Origin of the sequence: Bacillus sp. V3B, assembly GCF_024494465.1 — a bacterium.
GTDB lineage: Bacteria > Bacillota > Bacilli > Bacillales > Cytobacillaceae > Bacillus_BD.
Genome location: NZ_JAETXM010000002.1, coordinates 188,174 through 204,236 on the forward strand (window position 1 = coordinate 188,174; position 16,063 = coordinate 204,236).

At 36.2% G+C, this 16,063-nt stretch carries 11 protein-coding genes and 1 other annotated feature; of the genes, 6 read left to right on the plus strand and 5 right to left on the minus strand.

Annotation, left to right across the window (positions count from 1 at the left end; genetic code table 11):
• The first annotated feature begins 211 nt into the window (after positions 1-211).
• The gene (gene hisJ / locus JMM81_RS05360) at positions 212-1,015 is read left to right on the plus strand and encodes a histidinol-phosphatase HisJ (protein ID WP_256240498.1); all 804 of its coding nucleotides are present in this window, start codon (positions 212-214) and stop codon (positions 1,013-1,015) included.
• A gap of 81 nt (positions 1,016-1,096) precedes the next feature.
• On the opposite strand, the gene refZ is transcribed toward hisJ, so the two are convergent.
• Together refZ and JMM81_RS05370 are read right to left on the minus strand one after the other, a co-directional pair.
• On the minus strand, positions 1,097-1,828 hold the full coding sequence (gene refZ, locus JMM81_RS05365) for a forespore capture DNA-binding protein RefZ (RefSeq protein ID WP_256240499.1): 732 nt from the start codon (positions 1,826-1,828) through the stop codon (positions 1,097-1,099).
• A gap of 261 nt (positions 1,829-2,089) precedes the next feature.
• Positions 2,090-3,961 (minus strand): sensor domain-containing diguanylate cyclase, encoded by a 1,872-nt coding sequence (locus JMM81_RS05370; protein ID WP_256240500.1) that lies wholly within the window; start codon positions 3,959-3,961, stop codon positions 2,090-2,092.
• A 589-nt stretch (positions 3,962-4,550) separates the two neighbouring features.
• Between JMM81_RS05370 and rpsD the strand changes: the two genes are divergently transcribed.
• On the plus strand, positions 4,551-5,153 hold the full coding sequence (gene rpsD / locus JMM81_RS05375; RefSeq protein WP_256240501.1) for a 30S ribosomal protein S4: 603 nt from the start codon (positions 4,551-4,553) through the stop codon (positions 5,151-5,153).
• A gap of 159 nt (positions 5,154-5,312) precedes the next feature.
• Here the strand turns inward: rpsD and tyrS are convergent, their stop codons facing one another.
• Positions 5,313-6,572, minus strand: a complete 1,260-nt coding sequence (tyrS, locus tag JMM81_RS05380) for a tyrosine--tRNA ligase (RefSeq protein WP_256240502.1) — start codon at positions 6,570-6,572, stop codon at positions 5,313-5,315.
• 228 nt (positions 6,573-6,800) lie between these two features.
• Positions 6,801-7,116 (minus strand) — a binding site (T-box leader).
• A gap of 146 nt (positions 7,117-7,262) precedes the next feature.
• Here tyrS and JMM81_RS05385 point away from each other — a divergent pair.
• Positions 7,263-10,151: a transglycosylase domain-containing protein gene (locus JMM81_RS05385; RefSeq protein ID WP_256240503.1), complete on the plus strand. Its 2,889-nt coding sequence runs from the start codon at positions 7,263-7,265 to the stop codon at positions 10,149-10,151.
• Positions 10,152-10,266: 115 nt separating this feature from the next.
• Here the strand turns inward: JMM81_RS05385 and acsA are convergent, their stop codons facing one another.
• Complete coding sequence (gene acsA, locus JMM81_RS05390) at positions 10,267-11,985, minus strand: acetate--CoA ligase (protein WP_256240504.1); 1,719 nt, start codon at positions 11,983-11,985, stop codon at positions 10,267-10,269.
• A 276-nt stretch (positions 11,986-12,261) separates the two neighbouring features.
• On the opposite strand from acsA, the gene JMM81_RS05395 reads away from it, so the two are divergent.
• From JMM81_RS05395 to JMM81_RS05405, 3 genes are all read left to right on the plus strand, one after another.
• On the plus strand, positions 12,262-12,894 hold the full coding sequence (locus tag JMM81_RS05395; RefSeq protein ID WP_256240506.1) for a GNAT family N-acetyltransferase: 633 nt from the start codon (positions 12,262-12,264) through the stop codon (positions 12,892-12,894).
• A gap of 85 nt (positions 12,895-12,979) precedes the next feature.
• Positions 12,980-13,630, plus strand: coding sequence for an acetoin utilization AcuB family protein (locus JMM81_RS05400; protein ID WP_256240507.1), 651 nt, complete (start codon positions 12,980-12,982; stop codon positions 13,628-13,630).
• The gene (locus tag JMM81_RS05405; RefSeq protein WP_256240508.1) at positions 13,627-14,805 is read left to right on the plus strand and encodes an acetoin utilization protein AcuC; all 1,179 of its coding nucleotides are present in this window, start codon (positions 13,627-13,629) and stop codon (positions 14,803-14,805) included. Before JMM81_RS05400 ends, JMM81_RS05405 begins: the two co-directional genes overlap by 4 nt.
• A 128-nt stretch (positions 14,806-14,933) precedes the next feature.
• Here the strand turns inward: JMM81_RS05405 and ccpA are convergent, their stop codons facing one another.
• Positions 14,934-15,932 carry a catabolite control protein A gene (ccpA, locus tag JMM81_RS05410; RefSeq protein ID WP_256240509.1) on the minus strand — a complete coding sequence of 333 codons (999 nt, stop codon included), beginning with the start codon at positions 15,930-15,932 and terminating at the stop codon, positions 14,934-14,936.
• Between the last annotated feature and the right edge of the window lie 131 nt (positions 15,933-16,063).

Consider the following 16,063-nt stretch of genomic DNA (forward strand, 5'->3'; position numbering starts at 1 on the left):
ACATGTTCTTTTCAATGTTTTTATGATACCATGTAAACGACAATTTTTGACTATTAAATTCAATTTTTTGTAGATTTATTTCCAATTCACTTAAAATAATGCCTTAAAATCATATAAGTCCGTATATTCATTAAATCATAAAAGTAAAACCTTTTTAAGGAATTGAACTTTTCACATAGAAATTTAATTGAGAATTGGAGGATGGAACAAATTGAAAAAGGATGGCCATATACATACACCGTTTTGTCCACACGGGTCAAATGATCACTTCGAGGAATATATTGAAAAAGCCCTTACGCTTGGTTTTAAGGAAATCTCCTTTACCGAACATGCTCCACTGCCAGAAGGTTTTATCGATACAACACCAACAAAAGATAGTGGCATGAGTTATTCAGAACTAGACCACTACTTTGAAGAAATAGATCGAGTAAAAAAAATATATGAAGGAAAAATAAAAATAAATGCCGGTCTTGAAGTCGATTACATCGAAGGATTTGAAAGTGAAATAAAAAAAGCGTTAAACCAAATAGGTCCAAAGCTTGATGATGCGATATTATCTGTTCATTTTCTAAAACATAATCAAACATACGATTGCCTTGATTACAGTCCACAAGGCTTTGCTGAAATGATCCATGTTTACGGGTCCATACAAAAGATTTACCAAAAATATTACGAAACAGTGCAATTATCTGTTCAAGCAGAGTTAGGTTCCTATAAACCAAAAAGAATCGGACATATTACACTTGTTCATAAATTTCAAAATCGTTTTCCTTTTGATGGTGATGAGAGGGTTCCTCTATTACATCTATTAAAAGAAATAAAGGAACAGGGTTATTCCCTTGATTATAATGGTGCTGGTACAGCCAAACCATTGTGTCGCGAACCTTATCCCCCTAATTGGGTCATTGAGGAGGCTCTAAAATTAGACATTCCCCTTGTTTATGGATCTGATGCACATCAAGCAAAAGAGATTGGACAAGCTTTCGAACAATTACACCTTCATTTAAATAGCTAGTCAATCACTTATTTTGTATACAGTTAGGGGTCTTCGCTACATTTCATTTTGTTCAGTTAGCCACTAAATTACCATGCTGGACTAGTTTCTCTCTAAAATGTAACGAAGGTTGCCCCCACTCACTTCTCCATATTGTGCTCGCTTCGCTCTATATAGCGGGACTCTTTTCATTGTATATGGAGTTGCAACACTATATTGGCTAGGCTGGATTTGCTTTGGTATTAACATGCCGTCTAGCCAGTCAAATATTTCCTTTAAATATTTATCGGCAAAATACTTTTCATGTGGGAAAACATGAAGAACTTCTGAAAGATATTGGCTATTTAGAAAAGGCATGGACAAAAGGCCTTTCAACTGAATAATAAAGTAATTCGCATTGACTTTTTTAAATTCTTGCCTTGCCACTCCTACTTCCAATATTTTAGTAAGATAGTACCGTTCTTTCACTAAATAAGTAGACATCATTTCACGGACAATTTGAGTATCAAGCGATAGTTCTCGTAAAATAAATCGTGTTAAATGAATATTTTCGCATTGAAAGTTCAAAATATTACCTATAACCATTTTTAAACTAGAATAAGCACCCGATTCCAATTCCAATATTCCATTTTCTAATTCATTTATATATTTTTCATAATAATTGGTAAAACAATATTCTAATAAACCATTTTTATTTTGGAAATAATAGGAAATATTAGCAATGTTCACATTTGCCTTTCCTGCTATATCTCGGACTGTCGTCCCATGGAATCCTTTTGTATTAAATAATGAAATGGCCGCTTGGACAATAGCATCTTTCGAATTTTTCTTCATCACTAGTACCTCACATTTCAAAGGATAAAAGGCAGGTCTATCTATAAACTACAATTCGGTCTTTATTCTCACAATCCTTTAAAAAATTCTCGACAAAAACTTTTTCTTTTCATGTCTATCCGCCAAATTGATTAGTTTAGCAACTTTATTACTGCTGAAATTTGTCATTAAACAGGAAATTAGCACCTTACTGAGCAAAATAAAAAACCTCCCAATAGCCTTCAGGAGATTTTTGAACAAACTTCATTCTCATTTGTTGTACTAATTTTGAACCACGACTCGATTCTTTCCAGTTTCTTTTGCCGTGTACAATGCTTTATCCGCTCGTTTAAAGACAGATTTATAATTATCGTTTTCTTCTTTTTTCCAATGTGAAACACCACAAGATATGGTTACACGCGGATTTGAAGATTCACTTACCTTCGTTACAAGCCGATTAGCAATTTGCACTCCCGTTTCTAATGATACTCGTGGTAAATAAATAGCTAATTCTTCTCCACCCCAACGAGCACCAATATCAGTTCCACGAATATTCGCTTGAATAATATTTGCCACCTGAACGATCACTTCATCCCCAATTTGATGTCCATATGTATCATTAATGGACTTAAAATTATCAATATCGATCATGATGAAGGTTCCTCCACCATCTACTTCCATCGATTGCTGAATTTTTTCATCAAGATAATTTCGTGAATACAATTTTGTTAAATGGTCGGTTATAACCATTTTTTCTAGTTCTTCTCTCAGAATTGTATTTGTAAAAGCAAGTGTTGAATGGTGGATTAAGGACAAGAATAGTTTAAAAGTCTCAAATGAAAAAGCATATGGCTCACGATGTAAAACAAGGACAAACCCATTAAGTACATTCGATTGGATCATTGGCACAACCATAACAGATTTAAAAGGGGTATATTGTGTTGGATCATGAGGCCATTTCCAATCACCTATAAATAAAGGTTCATGATCATAAAGAATTTTCTCTTTAAAATAATCTGTGTATTTTCTGGCATCTTCAGTAAAAAAGAAACGGGTGCTCCCTGGATGGACATTGGCCTTTTCATAATCGGAAGAGCATTGGATAAATCCAACTTCCTCTGCTTTAAGTGATTCCACAATTTGTTTAGACATATATTCCATCGTTTCTGAAAGTCGAAGATTAGAATTCAAACAACGACTTGTCTCATTAATGAGCTGTAAATCAGCAATTAATTGCTGAGACTGTTCATACAGTTGGGCATTTTCAATTGCTCCTCCTGCTGTATTTGCAAGTAAAGTAATAAATTCCACTTCACTTGTGGGAAACACAAGTGTATTAGGCGCAGTCACTTGTAATACGCCATAGACACCCTGCTTTCCTTTCAAAGGAGCATACAGAACAGATCTTTTATCAGAAATGGAATCTTCAAATTGAATGGTACCTGTCACATAAGCTTCCATAATCGTCATATTTTTATCATCGTAATCTAATTCTTTTATTGGCAACCCTTCATACCCTCTATGATCTTGGGATAAGAGAAGATAATAAGTAAAACTTGGATAAACCGCTTGTAAAGTATCGATAATTTCACCCAGTACTGACTCCATGTTCATTGAAGAATGAACTTTCTCCGTTACACGAAATAACTGCTTATATCGTTTCTCTTCCAAAACCAATGTGACTAATTGCTGGATCCTTTGCAAAAGACATTCACATTCTTCACTTAGCTTTTCAAGAACAAAGTCCGATAACTGAGTCATAAAAGGACCTTCTTCTTTTAGTAAAAGATAGTTTTGAATTTCCCCCTTAAGCTCTAGAGGAATTAATAAATCATATTGTTTAAACGTATGAATATGAGATGGTTTACGAAAAATCCTTGTACATTGAGCTATTTCTTCAAGTTCTTCAGGAAAAATATCTAATGTGCCCTGCTTCAACTTCATCTCTGAATTTGTTGAAGCCACAACAAATATTTGTTGTTTACATTCACTATATCGGTATATAGTTACTTCTTTAGCACTCATCAATGCTTTAATGGTCAAAATCATTTTTTCTACCATAGAATCATATTGAAATAGACCATTATCTGTAGAGATAATGTCAAAGAACCGACTTTTCAAATCTAACATAAAACGTTCTTCGAGCAATTCCATTTTAAACATCACCTAGTTTTCAATCTTAATGGAAATTTCTATATAAAATCAGGACTTTTTCCTTATGTTAATATTAATTATTATACAGTTATTTAATTCATTTCACCAAACATAATATCACTGTTACTATAAATTCCTTTTTTACAAATTTTGTACGCGTTATCGACAGTACTAGCAGACTTATTTCAAAAAAACAGAAAACTAGTATATTCTACTTTTTAACTAATATTTACACTTAACTCATTTTACTCTTCTTCATTCAATTATTCAATTAAAATCTCCTTGACATTAACCTCCATATAATTATATAATATCCTTTGTGTAAAATATCGCAGCTTATGTGAATACTTTTTTGGTTTCATTTTGTTCCTCGAATGTGTTATAAGAAATTTTTTTCTTTTTGAAGTTAGAAGATAGTCTAGCTTCAAGCACCATCTGCGACAAGCAGGTGCCTCACGCATTTCAATGATGGGGTACTGTGTAACCCTCTGCTGCTAGGGCGAAAGTACATGAAAACAAAATGTCCATGAAAGAATCATCACATCTGTTTTTATTTTACCAAAATAAAAACATAGAGGAGGAGTCATTAATGGCTCGTTATACAGGTCCAAGTTGGAAACTGTCTCGTCGTCTTGGTATTTCCTTGAACGGCACTGGTAAAGAATTAGAAAAGCGTCCTTACGCTCCTGGACAACATGGTCCAAATCAACGTAGAAAACTATCAGAATATGGTTTACAATTACAAGAAAAGCAAAAGCTTCGCCATATGTATGGTGTAACTGAACGTCAATTCCGCAATCTTTTTGATAGAGCGGGTAAAATGACTGGTATCCATGGTGAAAACTTTATGATTCTTTTAGAATCTCGCTTAGATAATATTGTTTACCGTTTAGGTTTAGCGCGTACTCGTCGCCAAGCTCGTCAGCTTGTTAACCACGGTCATGTTTTAGTAGATGGAAAACGTGTTGATATTCCTTCATACCGTTTAAAAGCTGGTCAAACAATTGGTGTTCGTGAAAAATCACGCAACCTTGATATCATTAAAGAAGCAATCGAAGTGAACAATTTTGTTCCTGATTACTTAGCTTTTGATGCTGATAATTTAGAAGGATCTTTCACTCGCTTACCAGAGCGTTCTGAACTTCCAGCTGAAATTAACGAATCACTTATCGTTGAATTCTATTCTCGTTAATAATAGCCTTAAAAAAAACCTTGCCGCTTTGGCAAGGTTTTTTTTCTAGCGTAAACGGCTACCCGAGGTCAAAACACCTTTCCATGAGGGCATCCTGTGCTTATTGGACTTGCACAGGATATGCTGACGTCCACGTTTAAGCCGCTTGCGCTTTTCTTCTTAGTATTTAATCAAGTAATATTTCTTTTTCCCACGACGAATGACTGTAAATTGTCCTTCTATTCGATCACTTTCAGAAATCACGTATCCTGTTTCTGTCACTCTTTCTCCATTCACGTAAATAGCACCGTTTGAAACATCTTCTCTAGCCTGCCTCTTAGAGGAAACAATTTTTGCCGCAATCAGAAGGTCAACAATGCCTATTTCTTCCCCTGTTGTATGTTCATAAGATGGCACATCTTTAAACCCTTGTTTGATTTCAGTAGCTGTTAATTTTTGAATATCACCATTGAAAAGCGCTTCAGTAATCTTCACTGCCTGTTCAAGTGAATCTTTTCCATGAATCATTTCGGTCATTGCTTCGGCTAACGCTTTTTGTGCTTTCCGTAAATGTGGTTCTGACTCGATAGACTGTTCCAATACTTCAATTTCCTCTTTTATTAAAAAAGTAAAAAACTTTAAGTATTTGATAACATCTGCATCTGCGGTATTAATCCAGAATTGATAAAACTCATATGGTGACGTTTTTTCCGGATCTAACCATACAGCTCCACTTTCTGTTTTACCAAACTTGGTTCCATCCGCTTTCGTTACTAGCGGAATCGTTAAACCATATGCTTTTGAACCCTCAGGCATCATTTTACGAATGAGTTCAAGTCCTGTTGTAATATTTCCCCACTGATCACTTCCACCAATTTGAATTTTACAATCATGTTTTTCGTAAAGATGTAAAAAGTCCATCGCTTGTAAAATCGTATACGTAAATTCCGTGAATGAAATTCCGGTATCAAGACGTGTGGAAATCGTATCTTTTGCCAACATATAGTTCACACCAACATGTTTTCCATAGTCACGAAGGAAAGTAACGATATCCATAGAGCCAGCCCAATCATAGTTATTAACCATCATAGCACCGTTATTGCCTTCAAAATCAAAAATATGGCTCAGCTGTTTTTGGATACATTCAACATTATGTTGTATAGTCTCAGTAGTTTGAAGCTTGCGTTCTTCACTTTTACCACTTGGATCACCAATCATCCCCGTTGCACCACCTACAAGTACAATGGGTCGATGACCATGCTGTTGAAAACGACGCAATGTTAAAAAAGGAAGCAAATGACCAATATGCATGCTATCTGCTGTTGGATCTACTCCACAGTACAAGGAGATCTTTTCCTTCTCCAATGTCTCTTGAATTCCTACTTCATCTGTTTGTTGGTAAACAATTCCTCTCCAATGTAAATCTTCAAGTAAATTCATAAATATCCTCCTAAAATTAAAGCGTAAATGCTTTGGTAAAATGCTGAAACTAGATTATTTTAAAAATTGGTTATGTTAAACAATAGTGTTGATATTCTAATAGCCTTTGATGTACGCGTCCATTAAGTTATTCATGCTAAATAAAACACATGGCTACATACACCAAAAGCTATTTATCAACAATAACCATTAACATCGTCAAAAAATAAAAAACGCCCCTGCAGAATATGCAGGGACGCAGAATATGCGCGGTACCACCCAAAATTGAAGAATAGATTCTTCTTCCACTCAAAAAGATAACGGATTAACCGGTCATTGCTACTTGAAAGGCTAAGGAGACTCATTTAGGGACGACACAACTAAAGGGTTCAAGTCCCTAGACACCGAAGCTAGACAATATAAAAAAAGAGATCAAACCCTATCTTATCGTTCACAATGAAAGCTCAGGGAGGTAATTCATTCTTCTATTTGCACCAGCTTACAGCGACCGCTGGCTCTCTTTGGCAGGGATAAAAGCACTACTAGGTCCCATCTTTGCTTTTAAATATTTAACTTTAATATTGCATTTTTACCATAATAAAATATCGTTGTCAAATATGACCATATAGGTTCTACAAATTCCAACATAATTTTCGTTTCCTTCCCTTTGTTTATGCTATAATAGATGATGATTTTGGAGGGATTGATTACATGAAATTTGATAAATCAGACTGGGAAAAAAAATTAAAATCGATACTGAATATATTCACCAATAAGAAAGCAGCTAAAAATGTCCGCATTACGTATCAGATTCTTTGGAATCTTGCTCTCTTATTCATGATTGTAATCGTACTTGGAGCTGCCTTTGCTGGTGGTCTTGGTGCAGGTTACTTTGCTTCATTAGTAAAAGACGAACCTCTTCGTTCCTATGATAGTATGAAAAAAGATATCTATAATTATGAAGAAACATCTGAGTTATATTTTGCCAATGACGTCTATTTAGGTAAGCTTTACACAGATCTTGAAAGAGAAGAAGTAAAAATTGAGGATGTATCACAGGATTTGATTAACGCAGTTATTTCGACTGAAGATGAATATTTTTACAAACATGACGGTGTCGTACCGAAAGCCATTTTTCGTGCGATCTTTCAAGAGGTAACCAATTCCTCCATTCAATCAGGCGGAAGTACACTTACACAGCAGTTAATCAAAAATCAAATTTTAACAAATGAAGTTTCGTTTGAACGAAAAGCAAAAGAAATTTTACTAGCACTTCGACTCGAAAAATTCTTTGAAAAAGAGGAAATTCTTGAAGCCTATTTAAATGTATCGACGTTTGGACGCAATTCATCAGGAAGAAATATTGCTGGCGTTCAATCCGCAGCAAAAGGAATTTTCGGAGTTAGCACAAAAGAATTAAACTTACCGCAAGCAGCCTTTATTGCTGGACTTCCCCAAAGTCCATTTGGCTATACGCCTTTTACAAATAGAGGGGAAATTAAACAAAATCTTGAACCCGGCATAAATAGAATGAAAACTGTTTTAAAGAGGATGTACGATGACGAAAAGATAAATACAAAACAATATGAAGAAGCCCTGGCTTACGATATAACAAACGATTTTATTACCCTACATGAAAATCCAATTGAGGAATATCCATGGGTCACATTTGAAATTGAGAAACGGGCAACTAATGTCATGTCTGTTCTTCTAGCTGAGAAAGACGGCTTTACAGAAGAAGACCTAGAGCAGGACGATGCACTAAAAGAAAAGTATCTCACTCTTGCTGATCGAGATATCCGCCAAAATGGGTATAGAATTCACAGTACCATTAATAAGGATATTTATGACACCATGCAAGAAGTAGCAGAAAACTTTCAATATTACGGGAGTGACCGAACAAAAACAGTCATAAACCCCGAAACAGGTAAGGCCGAAAGTGTTGCCAATCCAGTTGAAACCGGTGCTATTCTAATCGAGAATCGTACAGGTAAAATTATTAGCTTTGTTGGTGGACGTGATTATAACAGGGAACAACTTAATCACGCAACGAATGCCGTCCGGTCAAATGGTTCAACGATAAAACCGCTGCTTGTTTATGCGCCAGCCATCGAACTGGGTACCCTTTCTCCAGGCAGTATCCTACCTGATGTACCGTTGAATTTAGATCCGGGATCTCCTAGCAGACTATGGCCTTCCAATTTTGATGGACGTTATCATGGTCTTATGACAGCTAGAGAAGCTTTAGCTGATTCTTATAATGTTCCTACTGTTAAAGCATATGTTGATATTTTAGATCAACGACCAGCACAATACCTTGAAAAAATGGGTTTTAGTTCTTTAGCTGAAAGTGATTATATCAACCGTTCGACTGCCCTAGGTGGTTTGACTAACGGTGTATCTGTTGAAGAAAATACAAATGCGTTTGGTACCTTTGCTAATAATGGGCAATTTATTGATGCCTATCTGATTGATAAAATTACCGATAAAGAAGGAAATGTTGTGTTTCAGCATGAAGTCAAGCCAGTCGATGTATTTAGTCCGCAAACGGCCTACTTAACTTATGACATGTTAAGAGATGTCATTACGGATGGTACAGCAACACCCTTAAATAAACGATTGAAATTCAGCTCAGATTGGGCTGGAAAAACGGGTACTGGACAAAACTATAAAGATGTTTGGTTTGTAGCAACTAATCCGAATGTATCATTCGGAACCTGGATTGGCTATGATGAACCAAAGCCAATGGAAGTTAACTATAAAGGTTTATCCTACTATATACGCAACATTTATTTATGGGCTGATTTCATGAATGCTGCATACGATGTTTCACCTGAATTAGTGGATCCAAGTGAAACTTTAAAAATGCCAAGTGGGATCGTTAGGCGTTCATTCTGCGCTAGTTCTGGTCTTTTACCTTCTGATGCCTGTTCAGAGGCAGGCCTTGTTCGAACTGACTTGTTTAACGAGAAATTCGTACCAACAAAAGTCGATGATAGTTTAACGAGTGGAGAATATGTCCAAATTGGAGATAAAAAATACATTGCTCTTGATTCGACACCAGCAGAATTTACCGAATCTGGCTTAATGGTGAATCCTGATTCTATGAAGAAACTATTTGGCATAACAACGAATGCAAATCAGTTATTACCAAAAAGTAGTGGCTTAGCTAATGCATCAATTCCAGATGCAACTATGAAAGACAATGGAAAAATACCTTCTGCTCCTGATGTTTCATTCTCGAGTAGCAGCATGAATTGGGGAAACCATCCTGAAAATGACGTTGTCGGCTATAGAGTATATAGTGAAGGTAAGAAGGTTGCTAGCATAAAAGCAAGCGGAAGCCTATCATACCAAGCTGAGAATAGCTCCTATTATGTCACAGCAGTAGATATAGCCGGAAATGAGTCAGCGCCGTCCAATACGATATCTGTAGGGGAACCTGATGAGGATCCAATTAAGGATCCAATTGAGGATTCAATTGAAGATCAAACAGAAACAGAAACAAAAACAAAAACAGAAGTGGAAGCAGATGCAGATGCAAACTCACCTCCAGATTCGCAACCGTCCTCTGCACCTACAAATGAAACTGAGTCATAAGTCTGTTAAGGAAATAAGAAAAAACACTTAAGACCAAAACGTCAAAGCTAATATATAACCCATTAATAAGTAAAAGAGGCTGACAAAGTCAGCCTCTTTTACTTATTTTCCTACTTTATTCTTCCATTGACGATAAGTCACCTGTAGGTAATTTTAGTTCCCATGCTTTTAAAACGCGACGCATGATTTTACCACTTCTTGTTTTCGGCAATTTATCAAGAAATTCCATTTCTCTTGGTGCAGCATGTGCAGCAAGTCCATTTTTGACAAACTGACGAATGTCTTCAATTAATTCGTTTGATGGCTCATAGCCATCACGCAATGCAATAAACGCTTTAATGATTTCACCACGAACGGGGTCTGGCTTTCCGATCACCCCCGCCTCTGCTACAGCAGGATGCTCCACTAACTTACTTTCTACCTCAAATGGACCAACCCGTTCACCTGAAGTCATAATCACATCATCGATTCTGCCTTGAAACCAAAAATAACCATCCTCATCCATATAAGCAGAATCTCCTGATACATACCAGTCTCCTGGCATAAAGTAAGACTCATATTTCTGTTCGTTTTTCCAAATTGTATGCATCATTGATGGCCAACCTTTTTTAATCGCTAAGTTCCCCATTCGATAAGCTGGTAACTCATTTCCTTGATCATCGACAATCGCTGCTTGTACACCTGGAATTGGTTTTCCCATTGAACCTGGTTTTACATCCATACATGGGTAATTACAAATAAGCTGTGCCCCTGTTTCAGTCATCCACCATGTATCATGAATTCTTAAATCAAATACTTTCATGCCCCACCGGACGACTTCAGGGTTTAACGGTTCCCCAACACTTACCACATGACGTAGATCGGCTAAATCAAACTTTTTCACAACTTCATCTCCTGCCCCCATTAACATGCGAAATGCCGTTGGAGCGCTGTACCATACTGTTACACCGTAATCCTCAATCATTTTATACCATGTTTCTGGATTAAAGCGTCCACCTACAATCAAATTTGACGTACCAGTTAACCACGGGCCAAAAATTCCATATGACGTACCGGTAACCCAGCCTGGATCTGCTGTACACCAAAACACATCCTCTTCTTTTAAATCAAGAACCCATTTCGCGGTTTGATACTGTTGAATCATGGCATTGTGAATATGTAAAACGCCCTTCGGCTTTCCAGTGGAACCAGAAGTATAATGAAGAATCAATCCGTCTGTTCGTTCAACCCACTCAATATCAAGCTTTGAACTTGCTTCATTCATTTTTTTGTGAAAATCAATATATAAATCATTTTCTTCCACATCTTCACCAATGACAATAATATGTTTTAATAAGGGAAGTTCTTGAACGGGAACTCGTTTCAAAAGCTCTTTTGTCGTGACAAGCACTTTTGCCTCACTGTCTTCTAGTCGATCACGAACCGCCCCCTCCATAAACGCTTCAAATAAAGGACCTACGATTGCACCCAGTTTAATGGCACCTAATACTGAAAAATACAATTCAGGGGTACGAGGCATAAAAATAAAAACCCGATCACCTTTTTCAACATTTCCGTATGTTCTTAAAATATTCCCAGCTTTATTTGAAAGCTCTTTCATCTCTTTGAAAGTATATTTCTCTTTCCTAAGTCCATCATGATAATAAAGAGCGACCTTATTTTTCCGGAAGCCTTCCGCATGTCTATCAATTGCCTCATAAGCCATATTCACTCGTCCTGTTGTATACCAAGAAAACTCCTGCTCTGTTTCTTTCCAATCAAAATTATTATATGTTTCTTCATAACTAGTTAAATTATAATCTCCTTGTACTGTGGGTACAGCTTCTAATTTCATTTAGTACTTCCTCCTTTATTTACTATTTGATCTATTATAGTACAGAACTATTATATTTCTAATTTTTAAAATATTCAAGTAATAAATATTATTCTGTCCTTTTATTGTAATCTTTAGTAAAAATTGATAAAGAATAAGTTATATTGTTAGAATTTTATGTATAATGGTAATAATACTTCTTTCACTCCTTCTGATCTACCAAGGAAAAAAGTTCATTACCGGTGTAATCAAATGTAACAACAATAAAAAGATGCTACTAGGAGGTGGGGAAAATAGATGGAACATAAAAAAACATATTATCAAAAAGAATTAACAACTCCAGTTGGCCATTTACTGATTGAGGGTCCCGTTCATGCTGAACAATTAGCCCAATATGAATTTCACAACGACCTTGTTGCCTTTCGTCCTGCCAGCACACAGCATCAAGCACTTATAGAGATTGCCCTTTTACCAGAAGGAAGAATCATCATTGCTAGATCTGGTCAAACCATTATCGGATATGTTACCTTCTTATACCCAGACCCACTTGAACGATGGTCAGAAGGGAATATCGATCATTTAATCGAATTGGGCGCGATTGAAATTATCCCTCTTTTTCGCGGAGCAGGAGTTGGAAAAAACCTCTTAATTGTTTCTATGATGGATGACGCAATGGAAGATTATATTATTATCACAACTGAATATTATTGGCATTGGGATTTAAAGCGTACTGGATTAAATGTATGGGAATATCGAAAAATCATGGAGAAAATGATGAACACCGTTGGTTTAGAATGGTATGCAACAGATGATCCTGAAATCTGTTCACACCCCGCGAATTGCTTAATGGTCAGAATCGGAAATCGAATTCCTCCTGAATCCGTTCAAAAATTCGACCAAATACGCTTCATGAACCGATTTATGTACTAAAGGAAAAGCGTAAGTCTCTTGTGTTAAATGATGATTTAAGTTTAAAAATTTTATACAATTAATTCTTTAAACAAGGGGGATTTACATGATTGTTGAAGAAATCATGAAAACAAAGATTATCACTCTATCTCCGGAACAGTCTATCTATGACGCGCATAAGCTTATGCTTCAACACAAAGTCAGACATCTACCTGTCCTCAACGAAGAGAGTCACTTAATTGGAATTGTGTCTGATCGAGATATACGAGATGCTGCCCCTTCTATTTTAAGTAATCCTACAGAACAAAATCATGTTCTTGGAAACCCGGTTAAAACGATTATGAGTACCAACCTTATTACAGGTCATCCCCTTGATTTTGTTGAAGAAATTGGGACTGTTTTTTATGAACATCATATTAGCTGTTTACCCATTGTACAAGAGCACCAGTTAGTTGGGATTATAACCGAAATAGACCTTTTACATACACTGATTGAACTTACTGGAGCCCATCAACCTGGATCACAAATGGAGATTAAAGCCCCAAATCGAGCAGGAGTTCTAAATGAAATTACTACTGTTTTTCGCGATCATAAAGCAAATATATTAAGCGTACTTATCTACCCTAATAAAAAGGATAATCGATTCAAAATCGTTGTCATTAGAGTACAAACTATTAATCCTACTCGATTAATAATAGATTTAAAACAGGCTGGTTTTGAAACCCTTTGGCCTAATTTACCGGAGATAAACAAATGAAACAGGAATCCATCTTTATTTATTCAGCTGAACTATTAAACTATAAATTTAATTCAGATCATCCATTTAATCCATTACGCTTAAAACTAACTCTTGATCTATTAGAAAAGAGCCATGCCATTGAAACAAAAAGTATGATTCCTCCACGTCCTGCAACAAGAGAAGAATTGCTTCTCATCCATGATCCTCACTATGTTGATGCAGTAAAGTTAGCCGGTCATGGACAACTTTCAAAAGAACTAGCCGAAAGCTATGGCCTAGGCACAGAAGATACACCTATTTTTCCAAATATGCATGAAGTCAGTTCATTACTTGTTGGAGGTAGTTTAACCGCTGTTGATTATGTCATGAGTGGAAAAGCAAAACATGCATTACATCTTGGTGGCGGTCTCCACCATGGTTTCAGTGGGAAAGCATCTGGCTTTTGCATCTATAATGATTGCTCTGTTGCGATGAAATACATCCAAGAGAAATATCATGCCCGCGTATTATATATTGATACAGACGCCCATCATGGTGATGGTGTTCAATGGTCCTTTTATGATGATCCTAACGTGTGTACACTATCGATTCACGAAACAGGACGTTATTTATTTCCGGGAACAGGAAGTATCAATGAAAGAGGACAAGGAGAAGGGTATGGATACTCCTTTAATATTCCAGTAGATGCCTTTACAGAAGATGAATCATGGCTTGATTGCTATAAAAAGGCCATTCATGAAGTAGCAGCATTCTTTAAACCAGATATTATTTTGACGCAAAACGGGGCAGATTCGCACTTTTGGGATCCGTTAACACACCTTTCTGTTACAATGAAAACCTATAAGGAAATACCAAAGCTTGCGCATGAAATTGCTCATCAATATTGTGATGGTAAATGGATTGCTGTTGGGGGTGGTGGTTACGATATTTGGAGGGTTGTTCCTAGAGCCTGGTCATTAATATGGCTTGAAATGACAGAAAATTTCTCTAACTTTGATTTTCTTCCATCAGACTGGATTGCCGAATGGCAAGAAAAAACGTCTTATACACTCCCGTTAAAATTGGAAGATGAAGATCAAATCTATCCACCTATTCCGCGCAAAGCAGAAATCACAGAAAAGAACGAACAAACACTTGAAAAAGCGTTATATTCCATTCGAAATAGAAAAGAATCGTCAAAAATAACAGAATAAACAATTTTTAAAAATTCTATTCCTTCTATAAGTAGGAATTAGTGCCTGTACGGAGGGGTGCGTTATAAAGTGCTACACATTTATAGCAAAGACACCCCTAAGGCAAATTTCCAATCACAATTCTCTTATTATTTCGTTGAATTCCTTCTTTCAATTCGATGTGGAAGAATGACCTTAAGCTCAGGTACTTCTTCTTTATTCATTAGCTTTGTTAATAGTCGCATTGCTACTGCTCCTATATCATATAAAGGTTGAACAACGGTTGTTAATTGTGGACGCACCATTAAGGACAATCTTGTATTATCAGATGTGATTACTTCAAAATCATCTGGAACCACAAACCCTTTATCTTTAGCCCCATGTATAACTCCTAATGCCATTTCATCTGAACCAACAAAAATAGCACTTGGCTTATTCTCTAATTCAAGAAACTTTTCGAAAGCCTCAATACCTGAGTCATACGTATAATCACCTTCAGCTACCAAGTCTTCATTGTACTCAATTCCAGCATCACTTAATGCTCGTTTATATCCAGCCATCTTTTTAACCGCATTAATCGGCTCATGTAAAGGACCAATCACAATCGCAATCTTTCTATGTCCTTCATTAATGAAAGTCGTTACAGCATCATAAACGGCTTGTTCATGATCAATATTAACGGAAGGAATCGTTCCCGTTTCTTCAATCGATCCAGCTAATACAATCGGAGCAGGTGATTTTTCAAACTCTTCAACATGTTCATTTGTAATATTTCCACCCATGAAGACAAGTCCATCAACCTGCTTTCCAAGCATGGTATTTAAAAGATGTAACTCCTTATCCTTATTTTGGTCAGAATTACTTAAAATAATATTGTATTTGTACATCGTCGCAATATCTTCAATTCCCCTTGCCAATTCGCCAAAGAATACATTGGAAATATCAGGAATAATAACCCCGACTGTTGTTGTTTTTTTACTAGCTAAACCTCGAGCAACCGCATTTGGTCGATACCCAAGTCGCTCGATAACCTCTAATACTTTTTTTCTTGTTGTAGGTTTCACATTCGGATTTCCATTTACCACTCGTGAAACAGTTGCCATGGAGACATTTGCTTCCCGAGCAACATCATATATAGTAATGTTCATCTATAACACTCCTTCATTATTTTAAAATAGGAAAGTAAATTTACGTCATCTAGTTTCTTTGTATTATTTTGTCCACAATTCTCTCTTTACACAAGTTCCCAAAAAACTCAAACGAATGACTCTCACAAGTC

Coding starts and splice junctions, on each gene's coding strand:
- refZ (WP_256240499.1), bottom strand. CDS start 1,828: ATGAAGAAAAATTCGAAAGATGCTATTGTCCAAGCGGCCATTTCATTA.
- JMM81_RS05370 (WP_256240500.1), bottom strand. CDS start 3,961: ATGGAATTGCTCGAAGAACGTTTTATGTTAGATTTGAAAAGTCGGTTC.
- rpsD (WP_256240501.1), top strand. CDS start 4,551: ATGGCTCGTTATACAGGTCCAAGTTGGAAACTGTCTCGTCGTCTTGGT.
- tyrS (WP_256240502.1), bottom strand. CDS start 6,572: ATGAATTTACTTGAAGATTTACATTGGAGAGGAATTGTTTACCAACAA.
- JMM81_RS05385 (WP_256240503.1), top strand. CDS start 7,263: ATGAAATTTGATAAATCAGACTGGGAAAAAAAATTAAAATCGATACTG.
- acsA (WP_256240504.1), bottom strand. CDS start 11,985: ATGAAATTAGAAGCTGTACCCACAGTACAAGGAGATTATAATTTAACT.
- JMM81_RS05395 (WP_256240506.1), top strand. CDS start 12,262: ATGGAACATAAAAAAACATATTATCAAAAAGAATTAACAACTCCAGTT.
- JMM81_RS05400 (WP_256240507.1), top strand. CDS start 12,980: ATGATTGTTGAAGAAATCATGAAAACAAAGATTATCACTCTATCTCCG.
- JMM81_RS05405 (WP_256240508.1), top strand. CDS start 13,627: ATGAAACAGGAATCCATCTTTATTTATTCAGCTGAACTATTAAACTAT.
- ccpA (WP_256240509.1), bottom strand. CDS start 15,932: ATGAACATTACTATATATGATGTTGCTCGGGAAGCAAATGTCTCCATG.